General features: G+C 70.2%; 20 protein-coding genes. 4 read left to right on the forward strand and 16 right to left on the reverse strand.

Going from position 1 to position 24,560, the window contains the following annotated elements:
* Nucleotides 1–4 precede the first annotated feature (4 nt).
* Entirely contained in the window at nt 5–1,984 is a 1,980-nt protein-coding gene (malQ, locus tag ABC319_RS15165) for a 4-alpha-glucanotransferase (protein WP_413071022.1), read from the forward strand.
* The gene (gene treY / locus ABC319_RS15170) at nt 1,981–4,371 is read left to right on the forward strand and encodes a malto-oligosyltrehalose synthase (protein WP_413071023.1); all 2,391 of its coding nucleotides are present in this window, start codon (nt 1,981–1,983) and stop codon (nt 4,369–4,371) included. Before malQ ends, treY begins: the two co-directional genes overlap by 4 nt.
* Nucleotides 4,372–4,424: 53 nt before the next feature.
* Here the strand turns inward: treY and ABC319_RS15175 are convergent, their stop codons facing one another.
* Complete coding sequence (locus tag ABC319_RS15175) at nt 4,425–6,395, reverse strand: AI-2E family transporter (RefSeq protein WP_413071024.1); 1,971 nt, start codon at nt 6,393–6,395, stop codon at nt 4,425–4,427.
* A gap of 109 nt (nt 6,396–6,504) precedes the next feature.
* Here ABC319_RS15175 and ABC319_RS15180 point away from each other — a divergent pair, with 109 nt between their 5' ends.
* Nucleotides 6,505–7,644, forward strand: coding sequence for a YihY/virulence factor BrkB family protein (locus tag ABC319_RS15180; protein WP_413071025.1), 1,140 nt, complete (start codon nt 6,505–6,507; stop codon nt 7,642–7,644).
* Nucleotides 7,645–7,716: 72 nt separating this feature from the next.
* Nucleotides 7,717–10,179: a TonB-dependent receptor gene (locus ABC319_RS15185; RefSeq protein ID WP_413071026.1), complete on the forward strand. Its 2,463-nt coding sequence runs from the start codon at nt 7,717–7,719 to the stop codon at nt 10,177–10,179.
* A 51-nt stretch (nt 10,180–10,230) separates the two neighbouring features.
* On the opposite strand, the gene ABC319_RS15190 is transcribed toward ABC319_RS15185, so the two are convergent.
* The 15 genes from ABC319_RS15190 to paoA form a co-directional block, all read right to left on the reverse strand.
* A complete protein-coding gene (locus ABC319_RS15190) occupies nt 10,231–10,503 on the reverse strand; it encodes a hypothetical protein (protein WP_413071027.1) in 273 nt (90 codons plus the stop codon).
* The gene (locus tag ABC319_RS15195; protein WP_413071028.1) at nt 10,496–11,515 is read right to left on the reverse strand and encodes a chemotaxis protein CheB; all 1,020 of its coding nucleotides are present in this window, start codon (nt 11,513–11,515) and stop codon (nt 10,496–10,498) included. Before ABC319_RS15195 ends, ABC319_RS15190 begins: the two co-directional genes overlap by 8 nt.
* A gap of 23 nt (nt 11,516–11,538) precedes the next feature.
* Nucleotides 11,539–11,973 (reverse strand): chemotaxis protein CheW, encoded by a 435-nt coding sequence (locus ABC319_RS15200; RefSeq protein ID WP_413071029.1) that lies wholly within the window; start codon nt 11,971–11,973, stop codon nt 11,539–11,541.
* Between the two features lie 10 nt (nt 11,974–11,983).
* Nucleotides 11,984–12,349 carry a response regulator gene (locus tag ABC319_RS15205; protein ID WP_413071030.1) on the reverse strand — a complete coding sequence of 122 codons (366 nt, stop codon included), beginning with the start codon at nt 12,347–12,349 and terminating at the stop codon, nt 11,984–11,986.
* Between the two features lie 11 nt (nt 12,350–12,360).
* Entirely contained in the window at nt 12,361–12,909 is a 549-nt protein-coding gene (locus ABC319_RS15210) for a chemotaxis protein CheD (protein ID WP_413071719.1), read from the reverse strand.
* Between the two features lie 56 nt (nt 12,910–12,965).
* Nucleotides 12,966–13,991: a protein-glutamate methylesterase/protein-glutamine glutaminase gene (locus ABC319_RS15215; RefSeq protein WP_413071031.1), complete on the reverse strand. Its 1,026-nt coding sequence runs from the start codon at nt 13,989–13,991 to the stop codon at nt 12,966–12,968.
* The gene (locus ABC319_RS15220) at nt 13,988–14,836 is read right to left on the reverse strand and encodes a CheR family methyltransferase (RefSeq protein ID WP_413071032.1); all 849 of its coding nucleotides are present in this window, start codon (nt 14,834–14,836) and stop codon (nt 13,988–13,990) included. Before ABC319_RS15220 ends, ABC319_RS15215 begins: the two co-directional genes overlap by 4 nt.
* A complete protein-coding gene (locus ABC319_RS15225) occupies nt 14,833–16,929 on the reverse strand; it encodes a chemotaxis protein CheA (RefSeq protein ID WP_413071033.1) in 2,097 nt (698 codons plus the stop codon). Before ABC319_RS15225 ends, ABC319_RS15220 begins: the two co-directional genes overlap by 4 nt.
* A complete protein-coding gene (locus tag ABC319_RS15230; protein WP_413071034.1) occupies nt 16,916–17,194 on the reverse strand; it encodes an STAS domain-containing protein in 279 nt (92 codons plus the stop codon). Before ABC319_RS15230 ends, ABC319_RS15225 begins: the two co-directional genes overlap by 14 nt.
* A 74-nt stretch (nt 17,195–17,268) precedes the next feature.
* A complete protein-coding gene (locus tag ABC319_RS15235) occupies nt 17,269–18,684 on the reverse strand; it encodes a methyl-accepting chemotaxis protein (RefSeq protein ID WP_413071035.1) in 1,416 nt (471 codons plus the stop codon).
* A 142-nt stretch (nt 18,685–18,826) separates the two neighbouring features.
* Nucleotides 18,827–19,693 (reverse strand): helix-turn-helix transcriptional regulator, encoded by an 867-nt coding sequence (locus ABC319_RS15240; RefSeq protein WP_413071036.1) that lies wholly within the window; start codon nt 19,691–19,693, stop codon nt 18,827–18,829.
* A gap of 74 nt (nt 19,694–19,767) precedes the next feature.
* On the reverse strand, nt 19,768–20,481 hold the full coding sequence (locus ABC319_RS15245; protein WP_413071037.1) for a response regulator transcription factor: 714 nt from the start codon (nt 20,479–20,481) through the stop codon (nt 19,768–19,770).
* 259 nt (nt 20,482–20,740) lie between these two features.
* Nucleotides 20,741–22,960, reverse strand: a complete 2,220-nt coding sequence (gene paoC / locus ABC319_RS15250) for an aldehyde oxidoreductase molybdenum-binding subunit PaoC (RefSeq protein ID WP_413071038.1) — start codon at nt 22,958–22,960, stop codon at nt 20,741–20,743.
* Nucleotides 22,957–23,925, reverse strand: coding sequence for an FAD binding domain-containing protein (locus ABC319_RS15255; protein WP_413071039.1), 969 nt, complete (start codon nt 23,923–23,925; stop codon nt 22,957–22,959). The genes paoC and ABC319_RS15255 overlap by 4 nt, the downstream gene beginning before the upstream one ends.
* On the reverse strand, nt 23,922–24,557 hold the full coding sequence (gene paoA / locus ABC319_RS15260) for an aldehyde dehydrogenase iron-sulfur subunit PaoA (RefSeq protein WP_413071040.1): 636 nt from the start codon (nt 24,555–24,557) through the stop codon (nt 23,922–23,924). Before paoA ends, ABC319_RS15255 begins: the two co-directional genes overlap by 4 nt.
* Between the last annotated feature and the right edge of the window lie 3 nt (nt 24,558–24,560).

Here is a 24,560-nt window from a genome sequence, read left to right on the forward strand (position 1 = left end):
TGGCATGAGCGGGCTGCACGAACTGGCCGCGGCGGCGGGCCTGCAGGTCGACTGGACCGACGCGAGCGGTCAGGCGAAGCGGGTCGGCGACGATGCGCTGATGCGGGTGTTGGGCGCGATGGGCCATGCCGCCGACGACGAGCGCGCCATCGCGGCATCGCGCGAGCGGCTGCGCGAGGAGCGGGTGGCGGACGGCGCGTCGTTCGCCTCGGCCGACGTCGGCACGCCGATCAGGCTGACGGGGATCGACGGCGGGCGGGGCGAGCTGGTGTTGGACGACGGCACGCGGGACGACGTGACGATCGACGGCGGCATGCTGCCCGCGATCGAGCGACCGGGTTACCACCGGCTGGTGCTGGACGATCGCGAGATCGTGGTGGCGGTGGCGCCCGCGCGCTGCTTCGCGGTGGGCGACGCGGCGCCGGGGCGGCGCATCTGGGGTCCGGCGGTGCAGATCGCCGGGCTGCGCGACCGTCGCCAGACCGCCTTCGGCGATTTCGGTACGCTGGCGAAGACGGCGGAGAGTTTCGGCCGGCATGGCGCCGATGCGGTGGGGATCAGCCCGGTCCATGCGCTGTTTCCGGCCGATGCGGGACGGTACAGCCCCTATGCGCCGTCGAGCCGGCTGTTCCTGAACATCCTGTACGCAGACCCGGCGATCGTCGGCCATCCGGTGACCGGCGAGGACGCGCCCGACCTGATCGACTGGGCGGCGGCGATCCCGCAGCGGGTGGCGACGCTGCGCGCGGCGTTCGATGCGCGGACCGATGCGATCCGCGACGCGGTGGCGGCGTTCGCAGCCGCGGGTGGCGAGGAATTGTTGCGCCATGCCCGCTTCGACGCGCTGGACGCGCAGTTCCGGCCGGACGGCGCCTATGGCTGGCAGGCATGGCCCGACGCGTTCCACGATCCCGCCGGGGCGACCGTTACCGAATGGGCGCGGGCGCATGCCCACGAGGTCGACTTCTACCTGTTCTGCCAGTGGCTGGCGGACCGCAGCCTGGCCGAGGCGCAGGCGGCGGCGACGGGCGCGGGGATGACGCTGGGCCTGATCGCCGATCTGGCGGTGGGTATGGACGCGGGCGGTAGCCATGCGTGGAGCCGGCCGGAGGACCTGATCACCGGCCTGTCGATCGGCGCGCCACCCGACATCCTGGGCCCCGAGGGACAGAATTGGGGTATCACCGGCTTTTCCCCGCAGGCGTTGCGCGCGCGGGGCTTCGAGCCGTTCCGCGCCACCATCCGTGCCGCGCTGCGCCACGCCGGCGGCATCCGCATCGACCATGCGATGGGATTGCAGCGGCTGTGGGTGGTACCCGACGGCTGCGACGCGTCCGAGGGTGCGTATCTGAGCTATCCGGTCGACGACATGCTGCGCGTGCTGGCGATCGAATCGCACGCCGCCTCCGCGATCGTGATCGGCGAGGATCTGGGCACGGTGCCCGAGGGGTTCCGCCCGAAGATGGAGGCGCGGGGCATGCTGGGCATGCGGGTGATGCCGTTCGAGATGGACGGCGACATGCTGACCCCGCCCGAACGCTACGATCCGCAGGCGGCGGCGATGACCGGTACCCACGACCTGCCGACGATGGCGGGCTGGTGGTGCGGGCGCGAGCTGGACTGGAACGAGAAGCTGGGCCGCGGCCGGCCCGACCACGCCGCGAACCGCCGCGAGCGCGAGGAGCAGCGTGGCGGCTGGTGGCGCAGCTTCGTCGCCGCCGGGGTGGCCGAGGGGGAGCAGCCGCCGGCCGACCGGCCCGAGCCGGTGGTGGATGCCGCGATCGGCTTCGTCGGGCGGACGCCGTGCGACCTCGTCATCCTGCCGATCGAGGATGTGCTGGGGCTGGTCGAGCAGCCGAACCTGCCGGGCACGACGACCGAACATCCCAACTGGCGCCGCCGCATGCCCGGCGACACCGACGAGCTGCTGGCGGACGCGCGCGTCGCCCGCCACCTGAACACGATCAATAAGGCCCGCTCATGACCCCTCGCGCGACCTACCGCCTGCAGATGCACGCGGACTTCACCTTCGCCGATGCGACCGCGATCGTGCCGTACCTGGCCGATCTGGGGATCAGCCACGCGTACCTGTCGCCGATCACCGTGGCGACGAAGGGATCGACGCACGGATACGACGTGGTCGATCCGACGCGCATCAATCCCGAACTGGGCGGCGAGGACGGTTTTCGCGCACTGGTCGCTGCGCTCCGCGAGCACGGCATGGGGACGATCATCGACATCGTGCCCAATCACATGGGTGTCGCCGGCGGCGAGAACGCGTGGTGGAACGACGTGCTGGCCAGGGGTGAAGGCAGCGAGTTCGCGGGCGTGTTCGACATTGATTTCTCGACGCCGATCGTGCTGCCGGTGCTGGGCGATCCGTTGCCCAAGGCGCTGGCGGATGGGGCCATCGCGATCGAGGGCGATGAGGTGGTCGCATATGGCGAGCATCGCTTCCCGCTGCGCCCGGAAGATCGCGGCACGGGCGCGGTGGAGGGCGACGCGCTGGCCGAGCTGCTCGACCGGCAGCATTACCGGCTGGCGTGGTGGCGGACGGCCGACGACGAGCTGAACTGGCGGCGCTTCTTCACGGTCAACGAGCTGGCCGGTGTGCGCGTGGGGCAGGAGCCGGTGTTCGAGCGGACGCACGCGCTGTTCTTCCGCCTGTGGGAGGAGGGGCTGATCGACGGGGTCCGCATCGATCATGTCGACGGGCTGACCGATCCCGCCACCTATTGCCGCCGCCTGCGCGAGCGGTTCGCGGCGATGCCCCGCGCCGATGGCGTGCCGGCGATCATCTGGGTCGAGAAGATCCTGGGTGCGGGAGAGCCGCTGGCCGACGATTGGGGCATCGACGGCACCAGCGGATATGATTTCATGGAGGAGGTCGCGGCGCTGCTCCACGATCCCGCGGGCGAGGCGCCGCTGGCGGAGGCGTGGGCGGCGCTGAGCGGGCGGAGCGCGGACTTCGCGACCGAGGAATTGCAGGCGCGCCAGGACGTGCTGGCCTGGCAGTTCGAGGGGCAGCTGAAGGCCTGCGTGCGATCGTTCGTGGCACTGGCCGAGAGCGACCCCGCCAACGTGCTGACGCCCGAGATGCTGCGGCGGAATATCGAGCGGCTGTTGTGGGTGTTCCCGGTCTATCGCACCTATGGCACCGGCGATGCTGCCCCCGCCGCCGATGCGGCGATCCGCGCCAAGGCGCGCGAGCGGGTCGCGCCGCTGATCCCGCCGGGCGAGGACTTCGTCGTCGATGCGGTGCTGGCGTGGCTGGCGGGCGAGGGGCCGGGCGACGCGACGCTGGCGGCCGAGGCGGTGCGGCGCTTCCAGCAGCTGTCGGCGCCGGTCGCGGCGAAGGGCGTGGAGGATACCGCCTTCTACCGGTACGGCCGGCTGCTGTCGCGCAACGATGTCGGCTTCGACGCCGAGCGGTTCGCCGGCACGATCGAGGAGTTCCACGCGGCGATGATGGCGCGGGCGGGCGAATGGCCGCGCGCGCTGCTCGCCACGGCGACGCACGACCACAAGCGTGGCGAGGACGTGCGCGCGCGGCTGGCGGTGCTGAGCGAGGTACCGGAGGCGTGGTCGCGCTATGTCGAGCGGTGGACCGGAATGGAGGCGGATGCACTGGAGGGCGTCGATCCGGCGGACGCGTACATGCTGTACCAGACGCTGTACGCGGCATGGCCCGAGGAGCTGGAGACGACCGACGCGGCGGGCCTGCGCGACTTCGCCGCGCGGGTGAACGCGTGGCAGGAAAAGGCGCTGCGCGAGGGCAAGCTGCGATCGTCATGGGAGGCGCCGCAGGAAGAGTATGAGGCGCACGCGAAGGCGCTGGTCGAGCGGTTGCTCGACCCCGCGCACTCGTCGGGCTTCCTCGACGATCTGGCGCAGCTGCGGCGCGAGCTGGCGGTGCCGGCGCGCGCGAACGTGCTGGCGCAGACCGCGCTGCGGCTGACCGTGCCCGGGGTGCCGGACACCTATCAGGGGACCGAACTGGCCGATCTGAGCCTGGTCGATCCCGACAACCGCCGGCCGGTCGACTACGATGCCCGGCGGGCGGCGCTGGCGGCGAGGCGCGATCCCAAACTGGCGTTGATCGCCGAATTGCTGGCGCTGCGGCGCGACCGGCCGGCATTGTTCGCGGACGGTGCCTATGTGCCCGCGACGGTGACCGGCGAGCGGGCCGGCCATGTGCTGGCGTTCACGCGCGAGGCGGACGGCGAGCGGCTGTTCGTCGCGGTGGCGCTGCGGATGGCGGGCAGCGGCGGTCCGGGCTGGTGGGGCGACACGGCGGTATCGGTCGGCAGCGAGCGGATGAGCGCGGGCGAGCTGTTCCGGGAGCGGACGGTGGCGGTGCGGCTGGTCTAGGTTTTCGTCCGATCGTCATCCCCGCGCGGGCGGGATGACGATCGTTTCGCTCGTTACGCCGCCACCTCCGCCACGGGGCGGCCGGACAGGGCCAGTGCCTCCTCGACCGCGTGGGCGAGCGTGCCGACGTACAGGTCGGCGCCCAGCAGGCGCTGGATCTCGTCGTCGCTGAGCGCCGCCTCTCCGTCGGGCCACAAGCCGACCATGATCGTGGCCGATGGCGCGTGCCGACGGAGGCGACGGAGCAGGTAGCGGAGGTGGCTCGGCGTGCCGCCGATCTCGAGATAGGACAGGCAGACGAGACGGGCGGTCGCCAGTTCCGGGCGCGGCGATACGTCGCGCCCGACCTCCGAATGGTCGATCCGCACCGTGCCGAAACCGCGCTTGGCGAGCAGTTGGGCGAGCATCGCCGTCACCGCCTCGTCGAGGATGCCGCGACCGGCGATGCACGCGACGGTGCCGGAGGCGGCCCAGTCGGCGGGGGCATGGGGGAGAGTGGTCGCCGCGGTCTCGTCGATGGCGTCGCCGGGATGCGGCATGGGGTTCAGGCGGCGGCTGGGCGTGGCGGCGGCCGGCGTGGCGCTGTCGTCATGTTCGTCCAGCTCGTCGATCACCGCCATCATCGAGCCGACGATGCGGGTCGCGCCCTGGCGCTTCATCGCGCCGCGCCGCGCGTCCTCGGCCGCCAGCTTCAGCCCGCCGAGCGCGACCTCGTCGTAATAGGCGGTGAGCGAGCGGTCGGCGAGCAGTGCCTCGGCCTGTTCCAGCGCCTCTTCGGGATCGGCGGCGAGCATACGCTGGTAGAAGCTCTCGACCGGGGTCAGCGCGGGACGGTCGCCGAGCAGGATGTCGAGGAACTCGAGCGCGGGGACGTGGCGGCCGAGCACCACCAGGCACAGGGTCAGCGGCATCGACAGGACCAGCCCGACCGGGCCCCAGATCCACGTCCAGAACACCGCTGCCAGCACGACCGACAGCGGCGACAGGCCGGTGGAATGGCCGTAGAGGAGCGGCTCAACGACGTAGCCGACCAGCGGCTCGACGACGGCGAACAGGACGGCGACGGCGATCACCATGCCCCAGCCCGGATCGACGCCGGCCGCGAGCGCGAGCGGCAGCGCGGCCCCGAGCAGCGCGCCGATATAGGGGACGAAGCGCAGGATGCCGGCTAGGACGCCCCACAGCGCCGGCACGGGCAGCCCGATCGCCCACAGGCCGACGCCGATCACGGTCCCGAAGCTGGCATTGACCGCCAGCTGCGACAGGAAATAGCGGCTGAGGCGGACGCCGGCATCGTCCATCGCCAGCGTGGTGCGATGGAGATCGGACGAGCCGAACAGGCGGATCATGCGGTCGCGCAGATCCTCCTTCTGCATCAGGATGAAGATGGCGACGACGAGGACGATCAGGAACGTCTCGAACGGTGCCGCGACGGGCGCGAGCACCTGGCCGACGACGGTCAGCGCATCGGGTTCCTGTTCCTGCACGGTGACGGGCACCGGCTGGCGGGCGCGGCTCGCCAGGATGCGTTCGGCATTGGTGCGCGGCGGGCCCGACACGGCGGCAGGAGCAGGCGCCCGGTCGCGCGCGAAGAAGGCGACGCGGTCGGCCGCGAACCGCTTGGCACTGTCGATCTTCTCCTCGATCGTCCGGGCATAGGCGGGGGCGTCGCCGGCCAGCGAGGCGGCCTGGGTGCCGACCAGCGTGCCGATGCCGCCCAGCACGCCAAGCGCGGCGAGGACCGAGACCATCACCGCCAGCCCCTTGGGCACGCGGATCCGGCGCAATCCGGCGACCAGCGGCGACAGGACGAAGGAGAGCAGGATCGCCAGCGTGATCGGGATCAACACGTCGCGGGCGAAGAAGAGCCCGGCGATTACCACCACGAACACCGCCAGCCCGAGGAGCCCGTTCATGCCCGGCACCTGCGCCGGCGACACCTGCGCCGCGCCGCCGAGCGGATCGATCGCGGGCGGCGGTGGAAGCGTCGTGCGCTGGGCCAGTCGGCGGTCGGTCCGGTCCACGCACATCCCCTTGATCGTATAGCGGCCCAACGTGCCGTGACGCCGGACGATCCGGAACAGCCCGGCAACGGGCGGCGTTCGTCGTTAAACGTGAAAAGGGGGCAAGGACATGGCCGACGAAACCGCCGCGACGGCGGATCAGGGCGCGCATGCGCGCAGCCCGTGGGCCATCCCGGCGGCGGGGTGGAAGACGGTGCTGATGCGCACCTGGAACGAAGCGGGCGAGGACAATATCGGCCTGGTCGCGGCCGGGGTCGCCTTCTACGCCTTCCTGTCGATCGTGCCGCTGCTGGCGGCGGTGGTGATGACGTACGGGCTGGTCGCCGATCCCGCGACGGTCAGCGACAACGTCAACGCGCTGACCGGGATCATGCCGCGCGAGGTGGCCAGGCTGATCGGCGAGCAGCTGCTGCAGGTCGTCACCACCTCCGGCGGGGCCAAGGGCTTCGGACTGGTCGTCGCACTCGTGTTCGCACTGTACGGCGCAATGAGCGGCGCGGGCGCGATCGTGACCGCGCTGAACATCGCGTACGAGGAGCATGAGGATCGCGGCTTTTTCGCGGTGAAGCTGATCGCGCTGATGGTGACGCTGGGCGCCGTCGTGCTGATGCTGGCGGCGATGACGACGGTGGCGGCGGTCGCGTTGCTCGACGACCTGATGCCATGGGCGCCGGGGTTCGTGCGGGTGTCGATCCGCTTGGCCAGCTACGTCGTGCTCGCCGGACTGGCGGCGGCGGGAGCGGCCAGCCTGTACCGCTATGGTCCCGACCGGGCGCACGCGCAGTGGGCGTGGCTGACCCCCGGATCGGTCGCCGCGACGCTGATCTGGTTGGCGATGACGACCGGTTTCGGCCTCTACGTCGCCAATTTCGGCAATTACGACGCGACCTATGGCTCGCTGGGGGCGATCGTGGTCATGCTGACCTGGCTGTCGCTGTCGGCCTATGTCTTCCTGCTCGGCGCGGAACTGAACGCGGAGCTGGAGCGGCAGACCGGTGAGGATACCACGACCGGCCCGGCCCGCCCGCGCGGGCTGCGCCATGCGGCGGTGGCGAATGCGCCGGCTGCAGGTGGGGCGCAGGCGATCACGCCGCTGCCGCGCGATCGCGCACCGGTCGCCGTCCGGCGCGGGGGCGGGCTGTGGCCGGCGCTCGCCGCGATGGCGGGGCTGGTACTGGTGCGCCGGGGGCGGGGCTGGGGCATCGCGCTGGTCGGGCTGGCGCTGGCGGCGAACCGGCGCCGGCGTTGAAGGAAGGGCGGTCGCAGGCACATTCTTGCGACAATAGCCTGATAGCGGCGCCGGCTGACGGGAGACGGGACGATGCGGGCGACATGGTGGTTGATGACGGCGGGGCTGACGCCGATGGCGGCCGCCGCACAGCAGGCGGTGCCGCCGCCCGCCGCCACGGGCGCGCAGGCGGCCCCGGCGGAGCCGGAGGAGGAAGAGCCGGCCGAGGGCGAGGACATCGTCGTCACCGGATCGCGCACGCCGCCAGGATCGGTCGTCGGCGACATCCCGCCCGATCAGACGCTCAGTCCGGCGGATATCCGGTCGTACGGCGTCAACTCGGTGCAGGACCTGCTGACCGAACTGGCGCCGCAGACCACCAGCGGGCGCGGCGGCGCGCCGGTGGTGCTGCTGAACGGCAAGCGCATCTCCGGCTTTCAGGAGATCCGCGACATCCCGACCGAGGCGATCCAGCGGGTCGAGATCCTGCCCGAGGAGGTCGCGCTGAAATACGGCTATCGCGCCGACAGCCGGGTGGTGAACATCGTCCTGCGCCGCCGTTTCCGCGCGGTGACGGCGGAGCTGGAGGACCGGGTGGCGACCGAAGGCGGCCGGCACCTGCCCGAGGCGGAGCTGGACGTGCTGCGCATCCAGCGCGACGGGCGGGCCAATGTGCACCTGGAATATGAGGGCGCGACCGCGTTGCTGGAATCGGAGCGCGACATCCGCGCGGCGACCAGCGACGATCCGGCCGATCCCGGCTTCGACCAGCGGCGGTTCCGCACGCTGCTGCCGTCCAGCCGCAATCTTAGCGCCAACGGAGTCTATGCCCGCCCGGTGCTGGGCACGTCGGCGACGGTGAACGCGCGCATCGAGTCGACCGACACCAAGGCACGGCTGGGGCTGCCCGATGCGGGCGCGACGTCACCGCTGACGCAGGATCGAAACGCCCTGTCGCTGCATCTGGGCAGCACGGTGAACGGCGATTTCGGGTCGGCGTGGCGATGGTCGTTCACCGGCAATTACGACCGCGACCGGACGACCACCGCGACGCAGACGGTGGCGGACACGGGCGCCGGGACGGCGGTGGGGCTGAACCGGGCGCGCTCGGTCAGCTCGCAGGGGGGCGGCGATTTCCTGCTGAACGGATCGCTGTTCGCGCTGCCGGCGGGTACCGCATCGACCAGCATCCGGCTGGGCGCCAGCACCAGCGATCTCGACTCACGCTCGGAGCGGGGCGGGGTGGTGCAGGTCGCCGGGATCGAGCGCGACGTCGCCAGCGCGCAGGCCAATCTGGACCTGCCGATCGCCAACCGGACGCGCGGCGGGCTGGAGATGCTGGGATCGCTGTCGGCGAACCTGAACGTCGAACTGGAGCAGCTGTCGGATTTCGGCACGCTGCTGACCACCGGCTACGGGCTGAACTGGTCGCCGATCGAGGGGGTTCGCCTGATCGGGTCGGTCACCGACGAGGAGCAGGCGCCGAGCGCGCAGCAGCTGGGCGCGGCGACGGTGGTGACGCCGGGGGTGCGGGTGTTCGATTACGTCCGCGGCACCACCGCCACGGTGACGACGGTGACCGGCGGCAACCCGTTCCTGTCGTCGAACGACCGCCATGTCGAGAAACTGGGGCTGACGCTGAAGCCGTGGAGCGACCGCGACCTGGTGCTGACCGCCAATTACGTCCGCACCGCGATCGACGATCCGATCGCGACCTTCCCGGCGGCGATCGCCGCGATCGAGGCGGTGTTCCCCGACCGCTTCGTCCGCGACGGGGCCGGCACGCTGATCCGGCTGGACACGCGGCCGGTGAACTTCGCCAGGACCGAGGAGTCGCAGCTGCGCTGGGGCATCAATTTCTCCAAACCGCTGAAATCGCGCGTCCAGCGCGAGCTGGAGGCATATCGTGCCGGCACCGGGCCGAACCCGTTCGAGGGGCTGCGCCCGCCGGGTGGCGGCGCCCGTCCGCCCGAAGGTGGGCCGCCGCGTGAGGCCGGTGCCGGTCGCGGGGGCGGCGGCGGCGGTCGCGGCTTCGGTGGTGGTGGTTTCGGCGGCAGGGGCGGCGGGCAGGGCGGTGGTCGCCTGAACTTCGCCGTGTACCACACCGTGCACCTGACCGACCGGGTGCTGGTGGCGGACGGCGGCCCCCGCTTGAACCTGCTGGACGGCGACGCGATCGGCGCGTCGGGCGGCCAGCCGCGCCACGAGCTGGAGGGGCAGGCGGGTTATACCAACAACGGGCTGGGTAGCCGCCTGTCGGTCAATTACCGCAGCGGCACCGAGGTGAACGGGATCAGCAGCACCGACGCGCTGCGCTTCGGATCGCTGGCGACGGCGAACCTGCGCTTCTTCGCCGATCTGGGCGGACGGATCGACTGGGTGCGCGCGCACCCGTGGATGCGCGGCGCGCGGGTGACGCTGTCGGTCGACAACCTGTTCAACACGCGCCAGCGGGTGACCGACGCGGCAGGGACGACGCCGGTCAGCTACCAGCCGGACTATCTCGATCCGCTGGGGCGGACGGTGCGGGTGTCGTTCCGCAAGCTGTTCTTCTGAGGGGCGACGGCAGGCGGCCGGGCCAGGTCACCGGTCGCGCTTCGATCCCGCTCAGGCGCCGGCCGCCATGTCGCACGCCATGGTCAGCCGCTCCCGCAACGCGTCGAGCCTGACCGTGCCCAGAGCCGCGGCGGGATCGGCGTGGTGGCGGAGGAGGGCGGCGACCTCGGCGATCACCTGCGCCAGCCGGTCGAAGCACTGCAGCGGCTCGGCGTGGCGGGTGAACACCGCCGGATCGAGGCAGAGCGATACCGCCGCGTCTTCCAGCGACGCCTTCACCGCCTCCAGCTCGCCGGCCAGCGCATCGTGGAACGCGTCAGCCACGACACAAGCCAAGGACGGTGGACGCGATGTCGCCGGGCTTGATCGGCTGCACCGCCATGCCGCGACCCATTTCCAGCTGGCCGGAGCCGTCGTCGGCGGGCGCGATGGCATGGCCGCGCGCACCGCGCAGTGCGGCGGCACCCTGGCCGCCATCCTCGCCGCCGGCCAGCATCACGCCGATCGTCTGGTCGGCCGCCGTCTTCGCCAGCGTCGCCAGCATCAGCGAGATCGACGGGCGCTGCCCGGCGAAGGGCGGCTTGTCGAGCAGGCGGATGGTGCCGCCGGGCCACTGATCGACATAGACGTGGCGCTCGCCGGGGCGCGCGAAGACGACCATGCCCTGCTCCAGCTTCAGCCCCTCGGTCGCCTCCACCACGCGCGGTGCGATCGTATCGGCCAGCTTGGCGATCATGCCGTCGGCCAGTTCGGGCCGCATGTGCTGGATGACGATCACCGGCGGGCCGTCGGCGGGCCAGCCGCCCAGCACGTCGAACAGCGGCTTGGTGCTGGCGACGTCGCAGCCGATCGCGACCAGCTTGCCGTTCCACTTGAACGGTTCCGTCGAGACGGGCTTGGCCGGCGCCTTGCCGGCGGTGTCGTGGAGCGCGGCGAAGCGCTTGGGCGCCTCCTTCACGGTCTTCGCCAGCTTGCCGATCGCGGCCTGCACCTCGTCCGGCGTGGCGCGGGTCGGCTTGGGATAGCAGTCGAGCGCGCCCAGGCGCAGCGCCTCGATCGAGCTTTCCGCACCCTTGGCGGTCAGGGTCGAGAACATGACGACCGGCATCGGGTTCTTTTCCATGATCTCGGCCAGATACTCGATCCCGCTCATCCCCGGCATCTCGACGTCGAGGGTCATCACGGTCGGTTTCAGGTCGATGCACATCTGGCGCGCCTCGGCGGCGCCGTCGGCCAGGCCGACGACCTGGATGTCCTTGTCCTTTTCCAGCATGCCGGCGACCAGCGCGCGCATGGTAAGCGAATCGTCGACGACGAGAACCCTGGCCTTGGCCATCATGGAATCTTTCTGTTGGGTGTTCAGGCGGCCTCGGCCAGCGGCGGAGCCAGCCGGTCGAGGTCGAGGATCAGGATCATGCGGTCGTCGACGGTCGCCAGCCCTTCCAGCAGGGCGGCGGCCTGGCTGGATCCGACGTCGGGCAGCGGCTGCATGTCCTCCATCTTGATGGTGACGATGTCGTTCACCGCATCGACGATGACGCCCTGCAACTGTTCGCCGATGCGCACGACGATGATGACGTGGCGCGTGGTGGGATCGGTCAGGCCCCAGCCCAGCCGCATGCGCAGGTCGAGCACCGGCAGCACGACGCCGCGCAGGTTGACGACACCGCGGATGTGCGCGGGCACGTTGGGCAGCGGCGTGGCGGGCGACCAGGCGCGGATCTCGCGGATGGCCATGATGTCGATGCCGAGCGACTGGTCGCCCAGTTCGAAGGTGATGAGCTGGCGGGTCATGGGGGCTCCTTCAGACGAGCACGCGGCGAACCGCGGCGGAGAGTTTGGCGGGATCGAACGGCTTGACGATCCAGCCGGTGGCGCCGGCGCTGCGCGCCCGCAGCTTCTTCTCGTCCGAGAACTCGGTCGACAGGACGAGGATCGGCAGGTTGCCCCAGCGCCGGTTGGCCCGCACCGCCTCGATCAGCTCGAACCCGTCCATGCGCGGCATGTTGATGTCGGTGATGACGAGATCGGGCGCGGCGTCGTCGATCCGCTCCAGCGCGTCGACGCCATCCTCGGCGGTGGCGACGGTATAGCCTTCGCCGGCCAGCGCGTGGCGCAGCAGCGCGCGCATGCTGGGCGAATCGTCCACGGTCATGATCGTTCGGGTCATGGGGTCTCTCTTCAGAACAGGTCGAGGTCGCCGCTGTCGACGGCGGCGGGTGGAGGAAGGGGGCGACGGGGCGGCGGCGGCACGGCGGTGTCGCGCACCAGCTTGGCGCGCGACCGGCCGAGCGCCGGCTGGAAGTCGACGCGCCGGGCAGAGGTGCCGCCCAGATCGCGGACGATCAGCGGGATGCGATCCTGCTGGAGGAAGCGGATGGCGAAGGCGGCATTGTCGCTGCCGATCGCCCGCATCCCGGCATGGAGGTTGGCGCCGCCGTACAGGTGCGCGCGCAGCCGCTCTCGACGGGCGCCGTAGCGGAGCATGTCGTTGATGAGCAGCTCCATCGCATGGACGCCGTAACGGTGCTGCGCGGCCGGATCGACGATCTGGCCCGGCTGCGGCTCGCCGAGCAGGAAGTGGTTGATGCCGCCGACCTTCGCCTCGGGATCGTAGAGGCAGGCAGCGACACAGCTGCCGAGCACGGTCGAGTACATGATCTGCGGGTCGGCGGAGACGCCGCGATCACCCTGGATGATGCCGACGTGGCGGAACCCGTCGGCGCGCATCGCGCCCGGCTTGGCGGCAGCGGCAGCGGCGTGGGCGTGGGCGGGGGCGGGGGCGTTCATGCCGCCATCTCCATCGCGGCGGCGGCGACGCGGTCCATCGGCAGCTGGAACTCGACCGCGCCGATCGCCTGCGCGGCGGCGGGCATGCCGTAGACGACGCAGCTCGCCTCGTCCTGCCCGATCGTGCGGGCGCCGGCCTGGCGCATCTGGAGGAGGCCGGTGGCGCCGTCCTGTCCCATGCCGGTCAGGAGCACGCCGACGGCGGGTCGCCCCAGCCGCGCGACCGAGCGGAACAGGACGTCGACCGACGGGCGATGCCCGCTGACCGTCTCGCCGGCATAGAGGCGGATGCGCGGGGCGGCGGTGCCGACCACCTCCATATGCTGGTCGCCACCCGGTGCGAGATAGACGTGGCCGGGCTTCAGCAGGGTGCCGCTGCGTGCCTCCTCGACACGGGGCGGGCAGAACCGGTCGAGCCGGTCGGCGAAGCTGGCGGTGAACAGCGCGGGCATGTGCTGGACGATCACGGTCGGCGGGCAGTTGGACGGGAAGCCGCCGATCACCTCCAGCAGCGTCTCCACGCCGCCGGTCGAGGCACCGATCGCGATCAACCCGGCGCCGCCCGCCGCCGCGGTCTCGACGCGGCGGCGATCGTGCGTGCGCCCGGCGCGGTTGGGGCAGCGGGCGGCGGCACGGATCATGCGTGCCAGCGTCGTGTCCTCGCGGATGGCGATCAGCGAGGCGGGTTTCGGGAAGCAGTCGAACGCCCCGGCGGCCAGCGCCCGCACCGTCGCCGCCGCGCCACGCTCGGTGATCGACGAGACGATGACGACCGGCATCGGCCGCAGCGCCATGATCTTGTCGAGGAAATCGAGGCCGTTCATGCCCGGCATCTCGACGTCGAGGGTCAGCACGTCGGGATCGAGCGCCTTGATCTTCGTGCGCGCCTCGGCGGCATCGGCGGCCTCTCCGACCACCTCGATGCCGGGATCGCGCCGCAGGATGGCGGACAGCAAGCCGCGCATGGTCGCCGAATTGTCGACGATCAGGACGCGGACGGGCGGGGCGGGCGACGGCGTCATGCGCGCCGCCGGTAGATGGTGTTGCCGACCGGCTCGAACGCATCGGTGGCGGGCCCGATCACGCGTTCGGAATGGCCGATGTACAGGAAGCTGCCGGGCGCCAGCAGCTCGGCGAAGCGCTCGATCAGGCGCGCCTTGGTCGGCTCGTCGAAATAGATCATCACGTTGCGGCAGAAGATCGCGTCGAACTTGCCCTGCATCGGCCAGGGATCGAGCAGGTTCAGCTGGCGATAGCTGATGATCCGCTTCAGCTCGGGTGCCATGACCATCTGGTCGTCGGCGTTGGCCGTCCAGATCCGCCGGAAGCGATCGGGCACGTCCTTCGCCATCTCGGCCGGGTAGCGACCCGCCTTCGCCACCGACAGGACATGCGGGGCGAGATCGGTGGCCAGCATGGCGATGTCGCGCTGCGCGAGCCTGGCGCCGACGGCACGGTTGTCGCCCAGCAGCGTCATCGCCAGCGAATAGGGTTCCTCGCCGCTGGAACTGGCCGACGACCACAGCCGGACGGGCCGGCCGCGTTCCGCCGCGCGGACGAGTGCGGGGCGGACATGGGCGGCGAAATGATCGAAGTGATGGTTCTCGCGGAACAGCTTGGTGTGATTGGTGGTCAGCGCGAAGATCGCCTCGCGCCGGATCGCGGGATCGGTCTGCATCAGCGCGACGAACTCCGGAAAGCCCGACAGGCCGCGCTTGCGGATCTGCTTGGCGAGGCGCGAATAGACCAGTTGCCGCTTGCCGTCGTTCAGCGTGATGCCGGCATGGGCATGGGTGATCCGCGCGATCGTCTCGAAACTGGCGGTATCGAGGGCGTAGTCGCCCGCGACGTTGGTCATCGCGTTCATGCCGCCAGCGCCCGCAGGGTCTCGCCGCGATGGCGCTGGACCAGTGTCTCGACATCGATGATGAGCGCGACCCGGCCGTCGCCCAGCACCGTCGCGCCGGCCAGGCCGGGTACGGGCGCGTAGTTCGCCTCCAGGCTCTTCACCACCACCTGGCGCTGGTCCTGAATGCCGTCGACCATCAGGATCGACTGGCCGGCATCGGTCTCGACGACGACCAGTACCGCCTCGGTCGGCTCGGCACAGGCATCGCCGACGCCCAGCAGCCGTCCGACCGGCAGGATCGGCAGATAGGCGCCGCGCACGTCGAGCACGCCGGCATCCGGGCCGAAGCCGCGAACGTCGCCGGGCAGCGGACGCAGGCTTTCGACGACATGCGCGAGCGGGATGACATAGGTCTGGCCGCCGACGCTGACGACCATGCCGTCGAGGATCGCGAGGGTGAGCGGCAGGGTGAGGGTGAAGGTCGATCCCCTGCCGAATTTCGACGAGATGCCGATCCGGCCGCCCAGCGCCTGGACGTTGCGGCGGACCACATCCATGCCGACGCCGCGGCCCGAGATGTTCGACACCGTCGCCGCGGTGGAGAAGCCGGGGGCGAAGATCAGGTTCTCGATCTCCTCGTCCGACAGGTTGGCATCGGGGGCGATGATGCCGCGCTCGACCGCCTTGGCGCGGACGCGGGGCAGGTCGATGCCCTTGCCGTCGTCGGCGACCGAGATGACGATCCGTCCCGAGCGATGCTCGGCGGCGAGGCGGACGACGCCCTCCGCCGGCTTGCCCAGCGCGACGCGCTCGTCGGGCATCTCCAGCCCGTGGTCGACGGCGTTGCGGATCATGTGGGTCAGCGGCTCGCCGATCCGTTCGACCACGGTCTTGTCGACCTCGGTCATCTCGCCTTCCACCTCCAGGCGGACGCGCTTGCCGGTGCCGGCCTCCAGCTCGCGGATGATGCGGGGCACGCGATTGAACACCGATTTGACCGGCTGCGCCCGGATCGACATCGCGCTGTCCTGCAATTCGCGGGTCAGGTGATCGAGGTCGGACAGTTCGTCGATCGTGCCGGCGCCGTGGAGCGACAGGCGCTGCGCCAGCATCGCCTGGGTGATGACCAGCTCGCCGACCAGGTTGACCAGCCGGTCGAGCTTGTCGAGCTCGACGCGGATGGTGGGCGAGGCGGATGCGCCGCCGCGATCCTCGCCGGCGGGTGCGGGTGCGGGAGCGGCGGCCGGCGCCGCAACGGCAGGAGGAGGTGCGATGGCGACCGGCGCCGGGGCGACCGGCACCGGCGCTGCGATGGAAGCGGGCGGCGACACGTTGGCAACATCGTCGCCCGTCCGGGCGATCGTCAGCGTGCTGGTGTCGGCGACGAAATCGAAGATCGCCTCGATATCGTCGCGTGCCACGGTGCCGGGCAGCGCATAGGTCCAGCCGATCCAGCATTCGTCGACGGCGAGAAGGTCGAGCGGCGGCAGCAGGACCTGGTCGAGCGCGACGACGCGGCCGCCCATCGCCTCCATCTCGCGGAGAAGCGGCAGCGGATCGCCGCCATTGTCGAACGCCCCGCGGCCGGGATGGAAGGTGACGCGCCAGTCGGCGGTGTCGGCGGGTGTGCTGTCGGCGGGAAGGTCGATCGAGGCGAGCAGGGCATCGAGGTCGAAATCCATCGGCTCTTCGCCCGCGTCCACCTCCGCCACGGGGACGGAATCCGTCGAGGCGGGGGCATGGGCGACCGCCTCCAGCCGCTCCAGTACCGCCTCGTCGGCGGGCGCGGGGCCGCCATGCTGGGCACTGGCGACATGGTCGCTCAGCACGTCGAAGGCGGCGAACAACAGTGCGATCAAATCGGACGTCGGCGCCCGCTCGCCGGTGCGCAACAGGTCGAGCACGGTTTCGAGATGATGCGAGAAGCTTTGCAGCGCCTCCAGCCCGAAGGCACCGGCACCGCCCTTGATCGAGTGAACGGCGCGGAAGATCGTGTTGATCGTCTCCGGATCGGGCGCCGCATCGCGCGCCTCGGCCAGGTTGACCTCGATCGTGGCCAGCCCTTCTTCGCATTCCTGGAAGAAGATGGCCTGAATTTCATCGAGTTGCATCGGCTGGTCCTTCGGCGAACAGGGCGCCGGCACCGGCGGTCGCGGCGGCGGCGAGCAGCGGCCCGCTGGGCGTGTCGATCGTGAGCGGGTGGCCCGCGGCGGTGACGGTGGCGCGCGCGCTCAGCAGCAGCTGGAGCCCGGCCGCCCCGATCCGCTCCACCACGCCGCCGTCGATCGCGACCGGGCCGGGCGCGGCGCGCAGCGTTTCAGCCAGCTGGGCAGCGGCGGCCAGGTCGATCACGGCGGGCAAGACGATGACGGTCATCGATCAATCCTTCGATCGGCGGATGTTGGCGGGGTCGGGGAGGCTTGCGGAGCAGCCCGGGGCAAAGGGGCCGATCAGAATTTCGACCAGTCGTCCTCCTCGGACGCGATCGCCAGCGCGAGCGCACCGCGCGTCTGGGGCCGCTTGGCGACGACGCGGGTCGGCGCCGCGGCACGGGGCGCCTGCGGGGAGAAGGACACCGGCGCGACGGTCCGGGTATCGCTGCCGAGGCGGAACCGCGCGACATGGTTGGCCAGCTCGTCCGCTTCCCCTGCCAGGCTGCGCGCGGCGGCGGTCGACTGCTCGACCATCGCCGCGTTCTGCTGCGTCACGCTGTCCATTTCGCCGACGGCGGTGTTGACCTGCTGCAAGCCCGACGCCTGCTGCTCGGCAGAGGCGGCGATGGCGGAGACCAGCGTGCTGATCTCGTTGATCCGGCTGACGATCCGCTCCAGCGACTTGCCCGTCTCGCCGACCAGCTCGACCCCGTTCTCGACCTGCTCGGAACTGGCGAGGATGCGCGTCTTCACGTCCTTGGCGGCATCGGCCGAGCGCTGGGCGAGGGCACGGACCTCGGATGCGACGACCGCAAAGCCCTTGCCCGCATCGCCGGCACGCGCCGCCTCGACGCCTGCGTTCAGGGCGAGGAGGTTGGTCTGGAAGGCGATGCCGTCGATCACGCTGATGATCTCGGATATCTCCTGGCTCGAGCGCTCGATCCCGCCCATTGCGGTGACGGCCTGGCGGACGACGCGGCCGCTCTCCTCGGCATCGTTCTTCGCCTCGCCGACGACGGCGTTGACGCGGGCCGCACCGGCGGCGGTCTCGCGAACGGTCGAGGTGATCTCGTCCATCGACGCCGCGGTCTCTTCCAGGCTGGCGGCCTGCTGCTCGGTGCGGTGCGACAGATCGTCCGACGCCGCGCTGATTTCCGACGAGGCGGTGCGAATGCCGGTGGTGGAACGGGTGACCGCGGTCAGCGCGTCGCTGAGTGCGTCGACCGCGGCGTTGAAGTCGTTGCGCAATTGCGCGTATTCGGGCGGGAAGCTCTGGTCGATATGGCCGGACAGGTCACCCTTGGCCAGCCGGCCCAGCCCATCGCCGAGCGACCCGACGATGACCTCCTGTGCCGCGCTGGCCGCGGCGATCGCCTGCGCATTGTCGCGAAAGACGGTCATGGCCCGGGTCATCCGGCCGACACAGTCCTTGAACTCGTGATAGGCGATCGGCGTGGTCAGGTCGCCGGCGGCGAGGCCCTCCATCCGCACGACGGTGTTGACATAGGGCGTGGTGACCAGCTTCGCGGTGACGACGCCCATCAGCGCCGTCAGGCCGAGCACGCCGCCGCCGATCGCCAGCGCCTCGGTCGGGTGACCGGCATTGGCATAGGCGATCGCGCCCAGCGAGGTTGCCGACAGGCTGGTATAGCCGACCAGCATGAACCGGAACTTCGTCCGGATGGGTGCATCTTTCTCGAACCAGCTGAGCACGTTCTGTGTCCCCTTTTGCGATGAAGCGGGCACAGGCTGGTGAATGCCGGGCCGCCGATGCGACCTGTTCGGGCTGGAAGAGTAAAAGAGTTGGAAAGGTTATTTGCGGACGCAGTAAAGTCTCGAAGATGATGCCGGAAGTTTACAGTTCACGACCTTCCGTCCGGAAACGACGGGGCGTCACGCCAACTTCGCGGCGAAAGCAGCGGGCGAAATAGCTCTGGTCGTCGAATCCGCAGGCAAGGGCGACGCTGGATATCTGGCGCCGCGCATTTACCGGATCGAGCAATAGTCGCTTGGCCAGTGTGAGACGCGCGTTGAGAATCGCCTGCGACGTCGTCGTGTTGACGCGTGCGAACAACGAGGACAGGTGGCGGGCGGACACCCGCATCAGCGCGGCGAGTTCGGCGACGCCGAATTCGGGGTCCGAGAGATGGGCGGCGATCAGCACCTGAGCCCGTTCGATGGTCGCGGCATCGTGGCTGGTAAGACGGATGTCGACCACCTGTGCCGCCAGCCGAGCGGCCAGATCGGTCAGGATCTCGATGATGCGCGCCTCGACCAGATCGTCGCCGGTTTCGCGACGACCGAGCTGCAGGCGGGTCATGTCCTCCAGCATCAGCCACAGGCGCTTGACCACCTGGGCGATATCGCTGCTGCCGTCCATCGCCAGTCCGACGAAGCGCTGGCGGTCGTCGATCCGCGCGCCGATGCGCCGATCGCCGAGTTCCAGCAGCGTCGCCTGCCAGCCGGCCGGACCCTGGCACGACAACGGCAGCGACCGGTCGATGATCGCCAGGTCGCCGCCGCGCAGCTCGACGTCGCGGCCGCCATGCTGGATGCGGATGCCGTCGGCGGGCCATAGCAGGGCGAAGCCGTGCGCCGGTTCCATCGGCGCCGACGTCGCGGTAAGCGACGCCACCGACCATCGGCCGATCCGATGCGCGATCTGACGAACATACGGCGGCACATCGGCCGGCGTTACGAGGCGGGCGAGAGAGCTAGACACCGTACAATCGTTATCATTTGCTCCAGATTGGTCCTATACGTAGCATTCCCTAATGTCCGACAATTCTGCCGATTTTACCGTGTTTGCCACGGCGGTCGCATTTCCGCGGCGATGGCAGTGCGGATTAACTGGGCGAGCGAGCCGGCCTCCAGCTTCGCCATCACCCGCGCCCGGTGGATCTCGACGGTACGCGCGGAGATCGCCAGGTCCTGGGCGATCACCTTGTTCGATGCGCCGGCCAGCAGCCCGTCGAGCACCTCGCGCTCGCGCGGCGACAGAAGGGCGAGGCGGCGGCAAGCGTCGCGCGTGATCGCGGCCTGCCGCTGCCACTGGTCCAGGCACCCGGCCGCATCCTCGATCGCCACGCACAGCGCGTCCGGATCCGGCGGCAGGTCGAGAAAGTCGATCGCCCCCGCCTTCATGATGGCGGTTGCCTGGCGTGTATCGCAGCACCGCGACAGGGCGACGAGCGACAGCGCGCAGGGTAATTGCGCCAGCCGCCGGACCATCGCCGGCCCGTCGACGCCGGCGGCGCACAGGAAAAGGACGAGGCAGCCGGGCTTCGCCGGGTCGAGCCCCGACCGGAACGCATCGACCGAGCACCACGATCTGGTCGGATAATCGCTCGCCTGCAGCATGGCATCCACCGCGTCGCGGTCCTCGGCGGCGCCGTCGACGATATGGACCAGCGACCGCCTCCGCTCCCCGGCCGGATTCCGCGTCCGGTCGCCCGCGTGCCGGCACGCGGGCGATCCTTGATCAAGTGTCAGGTTATCGCGGTCGAACAAGCAACCACGCTCCGTCTATCAGGGGAAATATCTATTCGTTCGGGCAAACGAGCATGGCAGCACAGCTGCCGATTGCCCATTGAGAACGATAACACCGTCTAGACTAGAAGTATTCGTACCAATGTTTAGGATATTACGGTGAGCGTCGAAGGATGTCCTACGCAGCATTCAATGATGTTAGCAGAGTGACGTCGTTGAATGCAATCACGGTCCTGCGGGCGATCCGGGCGGCAACGGCGCGTGCCGCCCGGATCGCCGATCACGCGACCTCCGGCAATCTCGCCAGATGCTTGTCCAGGGTGATCGGATAGTCGCGGACCCGCACGCCGGTGGCGTTGTAGATCGCGTTGGCGACCGCGCCGCCGACGCCGCACATGCCCAGTTCGCCGACGCCCTTCGCCTTCATCGGCGACGAGGTGGGATCGACCTCGTCCAGGAAGATCACCTCCTGATGCGGAATGTCGGCGTGGACCGGCACCTCGTACCCGGCAAGGTCGTGATTGACGAAGAAGCCGAAGCGCTTGTCGACCGCCAGTTCCTCCATCAGCGCCGCGCCGGCGCCCATGGTCATCGCGCCGATCACCTGGCTTCTTGCCGCCTTCGGGTTCAGGATCCGTCCGGCCGCGCAGACCGCCAGCATGCGGCGGATGCGGACCTCGCCTGTCCAGCCGTCCACGCCGACCTCGACGAAGTGGCCGGCGAAGGTCGACTGCTGGTACTTCTTGTCGAGATCGCCGTATTCTATGCCGTCCTCCGCCGACAGGCCGTCGGGGCCCGCCGCCTCGGCCAGCGACACGCTGCGGTTGCCGGCGCGGACCTTGCCGTCGGCGAAGGTCACGTCGCCCGAGTTGAAGCCCAGCCGCTGCGCCACGCTCTCGCGCAGCTTCATGCAGGCGGCATAGACGCCGGCCGTCGAGTTGTTGGCACCCCATTGGCCGCCCGAGCCGGCCGATTCGGGGAAGCTGCTGTCGCCCAGCAGCACGATCACCTTGTCCAGCGCCACGCCCATCGTCTCGGCCGCGGTCTGCGCGATGATCGTGTAGGTGCCGGTGCCGATATCGGTCATGTCGGTGGCGACGGTCACCATCCCCCTGGCATCGATGCCGACCCGCGCCGCCGACTTCATCAGCAGGTTGTTGCGGAAACCGGCGGCGACGCCCATGCCAACCAGCCAGCGACCGTCGCGCACCTGTGCCGGCTTCGCGTTCCGGTTCTGCCAGCCGAAACGGTCGGCGCCCAGCTTCAGGCACTCGACCAGCTGCCGCTGCGAGAACTTGCGCTCCGGCTTCTCGGGATCGACCTGCGTATCGTTCAGGATGCGAAAGCGGATCGGGTCCATGCCCAGCTTCTCCGCCATCTCGTCCATCGCGATCTCCAGCGCCATCAGGCCCGGCGCCTCGCCGGGGGCGCGCATCGCGTTCCCCTCCGGCAGGTCGAGCACCGCCAGCCGCATCGCGGTCATCCGGTTGGCGCCGGCGTAGAGCAGCTTGGTCTGCGATACCGCCGTCTCCGGACCACCGCCGGGCAGGTCGCCCGATCCGCTCTCGTGGGCGATCGCGGTGATGCGGCCGTCGCGACCGGCACCGATGCGGATGCGCTGGACGGTGGCGGGGCGATGGGTGGTGTTGTTGGCCATCATCGGCCGGGTCAGCGCGACCTTCACCGGGCGCCCGGCCGCCTTTGCCGCCAGCGCCGCCATGATCGCATCGGCGCGGACGAACAGCTTTCCGCCGAACCCGCCACCGATATAGGGGGAGATCAGGCGGACATTCTCCTTGGGGATGCCCAGCGTCCTCGCGACGTCGCCGCGGCCCCAGGCGATCATCTGGTTGGACGTCCACAGCGTCAGCTTGTCGCCTTCCCATGCGGCGATGGTGGCGTGCGGCTCCATCATCGCATGCGTCTGGTCGGGGGTCGTGTAATGCCCGTCGACCTTCACCGGTGCCGCGGCGAACGCCTTCTCGAAATTGCCGACGCGGTCGATCGGCGGCGCCGAGCTGCCCTCGCCGCTGCTGTCGCCCTTCAGCGGCGCGACCTTCAGCGCGGCGTCTAGATCGAAGCGGCCCTTGGCGCGTGCATAATCCACCCGGACAAGGGCCGCTGCGGCGCGCGCCTGCTCGAACGTCTCGGCGACGACCACGGCGATCGCCTGGTGGTAATGATCCACCTCCGGCCCGCCCAGCAGCTTGGCGGTGTTCATCCGGCCCTTGGCGAGCGTGCCGGCATTGTCGGCCGTCACGATCGCCAGCACGCCGGGTGCCGCCTTCGCCTCGGCCAGGTCGATCGAACGGATCCGCCCCTTGGCGATACCGGCTCCGATGACGTAACCATAAGCCTGACCGGCAACGACGTCGTGCCGCTCATAGGCATAGGGTGCCGTACCGGTCGTCTTCAGCGGGCCATCGATGCGATCGGTGGGTTTGCCGACGACCTTCAGCTGGTCGATCGGGTTCTGTCCGGCGGGCGTGTCGAACTTCATGCGGTGGTTCCCGTCATGTTGCGGGCATCGGCCATGGCGGCGGCGAGCGTACGTTCGACCAGCGGCACCTTGAACGCGTTGTCCTGGGTGGGCTTGGCACCGGCGAGCAGGGTTGCGGCGACCGCCTTCGGCCCCTGCGCCATCTGTCGCTCGGCGGCCTCGACCCGCCACGGCTTGTGGGCGATCCCGCCCACCGCGACCTGGCCGCTACCGTCCTTCTGGATCACCGCGGCGACCGAGACGAGGGCGAAGGCATAGGACGCGCGGTCGCGGACCTTGCGATAGACGTGCGTGCCGCCGACCGGCTTCGGCAGCGTCACCGCCGTGATGAGTTCGCCCGGCGCCAGTGCCGTCTCGATATGCGGGGTATTGCCCGGCAGCCGATGGAAATCGGCGATGGGGATCGTCCGCGTCGTGCCCGCCGGGTTCACCGTCTCGACCGTGGCGTCGAGCACGCGCATCGCCACCGCCATGTCGCCCGGATAGGTGGCGATGCACGCGGGGCTGGACCCGATCACCGCCAGCTGCCGGCTGTATCCGCCGATCGCCGCGCAGCCGGAGCCGGGCCGGCGCTTGTTGCACGCCTGGTTGGTGTCGTAGAAATACGGGCAGCGCGTCCGCTGCAGCAGGTTGCCCGCGGTCGTCGCCTTGTTGCGCAACTGTCCGCTGGCCCCCGCGACGATCGCACGCGACAGGACGCCGTAATCACGGCGTACCCGCTGGTCGGCGGCCAGATCGGTGTTGGTGACCAGCGCGCCGATGCGCAGCCCGCCCTCGGCCGTCGGCGCGATCGTGTCGAGCCCCAGGTCGTTCACGTCGATCAGGTGGCGCGGTACCTCGATCTCCAGCTTCATCAGGTCGAGCAGGTTGGTGCCGCCCGCGATGAACTTGGCGCCCGGGGTGCGGACGGCGGCGGCGGCGGCATCGGCGGGCTTCGCCGCGCGCTCGTAGGTGAAGGGCTTCATGCGCGCACTCCCGCGACGTCCGACATCGCCTCGAGGATATTGGAATAGGCACCGCAGCGGCAGATGTTGCCGCTCATCCGCTCTCGCATCTCGTCGTTGGTGACGGCGGGCTTCGCGGTCAGGTCGCTGGTGACGTGGCTCGGCACGCCGGCCTTGATCTCGCCCAGCACCGCCACTGCCGAGCAAATCTGGCCCGGAGTGCAGTAGCCGCACTGAAATCCGTCGTGGCGCACGAACGCGGCCTGCATCGGGTGGAGCTTGTCGGGCGTGCCCAGCCCCTCGATCGTCGTCACCTTGTCGCCCTGGTGCATCACCGCCAGCGTCAGGCACGAATTGATCCGCTTGCCATCGACCAGCACCGTGCAGGCGCCGCACTGGCCGTGATCGCAGCCCTTCTTGGTGCCGGTCAGCTGCAGGTTCTCGCGCAGCGCATCGAGCAGCGTGGTGCGCGTATCGACCTGCAGCTCGCGGCGACGGCCGTTCACCTCCAGGCTGAGCGGCATCATCGTCGGCTGCGCGGCCGGCCGGACGTTCTGCGCATCGGCAGCGGGCACCGCGGTCACCGCGACACTCGCGGCGCCGCCGACCAGCACGCCGCGACGCGACACCGCCAGTTCTTCGCGGTCTTCCATGGG

The sequence above is a fragment of the Sphingomonas phoenicis genome (genome assembly GCF_047238005.1).
Classification (GTDB): domain Bacteria; phylum Pseudomonadota; class Alphaproteobacteria; order Sphingomonadales; family Sphingomonadaceae; genus Sphingomonas.